The sequence below is a fragment of the Fibrobacter sp. UWEL genome (assembly GCF_900142535.1).
GTDB lineage: Bacteria > Fibrobacterota > Fibrobacteria > Fibrobacterales > Fibrobacteraceae > Fibrobacter.
This window is the reverse complement of sequence record NZ_FRBE01000052.1, coordinates 1-1,840: the sequence shown is the minus strand read 5'-3', so window position 1 is coordinate 1,840 and position 1,840 is coordinate 1. Positions and strand designations below refer to the sequence as shown.

Here is a 1,840-nt window from a genome sequence, read left to right as displayed (position 1 = left end):
AGAGCAAAGAGGAATTGTCAAAGACAATCAGGCTGAATATAAACCCTAAGGTTGTGTAAATAAAGAAAACTCCAGAGCAATTGCTCTGGAGTTCTGAAACGTTATTGTTGCAATTTTGTTATCCGTTGATTGCAGCAAAAAGTTGCTGCATTTTCTCCACGTTCTTGATGCCGGGGGCGTCTTCTACGCCGCTGGAGACATCCACAAGTTCGGGGGAGAACTTGGCGAGAATGTCGCTGACGTTTTCGGGGGTGATGCCGCCTGCGAGCCAGAAGGGTGTTTCGCCTGCCTTGGCGCGGAGCAATTCTTCGGGGATGCGCTTGCCGGAACCGCCGGGAACGCCTTCTACCTTGGCGTCCAAAAGAACGCGGGGCTCGCCGTTCTTGCGAATGAGTGCGAAGTTGTCGAAGTCGGCTTCTTCACCGATGCGGAGAGCGTTGTAGCAGGGAAGAGCAGATGTCAAACTCGGTAAGCCTGCGTTTGTCATCCCCGGCTCGACCGGGGATCTGGCTGCTAGATCCTCGCCTTCGCGAGGATGACAATTTGAGTCAAAAGCGGGGGCGGCCACGCCGTGGAACTGCACTGCGTCCAGGATGCCTTCGGCGGCAAGTTTAATGGCGGTCTTGCCTTCTTCTGTTGTGGTCTCGGTAATGACGCCTACGAACAGGGGACAAGTGCGGCCTTCGGCGGCGTATTCGTTACGGAGCAACTGAGTGAAATTACGAACAAAGTTTTCGTTGGTCAAACGCTTGGTGTTGCTGAAAACAAAGCCCAGCAAATCGGCACACATTTCGGCGGCGGCAAAGCCGTCTTCTTCGCGAGTGATTCCGCAGATCTTGACCATAGGAATCTTTGCGGCCTTGGCTGCTGCATTTTCAATTCCCGCTTCTGCCATAGCTGCTGCGTAGGCGGAGCGCTTGGCGTCACGACGTTCTGCGAAAATCTTCCAGAAGTCACCGCGGCGGTTTTCGTCGGCATCGCCAAATGCCTTTACCAGCTTGGCGGCCAGCGGCGGGTTCTTTGCCACGGCTTCGCCAACGAGAATTCCCTTGAAGCCCAGGCTGCGGGCGAATGCGGCATCTGCAGGAGTGTGGACTCCGCTTTCAAAAACAGCCTTTGCCGGCAACTTGTTGCGGATTGCCGCAGGAACCATGGGGTCGATGTGGAAGGTGGCCAGATCGCGACTGTTGACGCCTGCGACGATGGTCTTTTCTGCGCTTTCGCCCAAGGCTTCCAGCACCAAGTTCAACTTTCTCAAATCATCCGGTTCACGGACTTCTACGAATGCCTGCATTTCAAAACTCTGGGCGCGCTTGGCCATCTTCACCAGCTGTTCGTCTTCCAGAATTCGTGCAATCAAAAGTACGGCATCGGCACCGCAACGGAAGGCGATATCGATTTCATCTTCGAACAGCAAGAAGTCCTTGCGGAGCACGGCACACTTCTTGGTACCATCGCCATTATCCACGGCCTTGGCCACCGTAATCAAGTCAGCCAAAGTTCCCTTGAAGTAGTTGGTTTCTGTAAGTACAGAAATTGCCTGTGCGCCGGCGGCGGCGTAAGTGCATGCCAAATCCGCAGGAACCAAGTCCGGGGCAATGTCCCCCTTGGAGGGCGAAGCTCGCTTGACTTCTAAAATCGGACCCGGGCGGCCGAGGAATTCGCAACGGCCGACGGTACGCTTTTCGGGAATGTCAAAGCCAAAGGTGAGACCAAGGCGTTCAATGTCTGCACGTCTGCGGTCAACAATCTTCTTTAAAATATCTTCGCTCATTTATAGGTTCCAGGTTCGAGGCACGAGGCGAGTGGTTCCAGGTTCGAGGCTCCAGGTACGAGGTTT

Annotated in this window: 1 protein-coding gene; it reads right to left on the bottom strand. The window is 54.5% G+C overall.

Translation table 11 applies throughout. From position 1 onward, the window contains the following. Positions 1-118 precede the first annotated feature (118 nt). Positions 119-1,774, bottom strand: coding sequence for a bifunctional indole-3-glycerol phosphate synthase/phosphoribosylanthranilate isomerase (locus BUB59_RS14840; protein WP_073231419.1), 1,656 nt, complete (start codon positions 1,772-1,774; stop codon positions 119-121). Between the last annotated feature and the right edge of the window lie 66 nt (positions 1,775-1,840).

Excerpts from the sequence above, each read along its gene's own strand:
- BUB59_RS14840 (WP_073231419.1), bottom strand. The coding sequence starts at position 1,774 with ATGAGCGAAGATATTTTAAAGAAGATTGTTGACCGCAGACGTGCAGAC.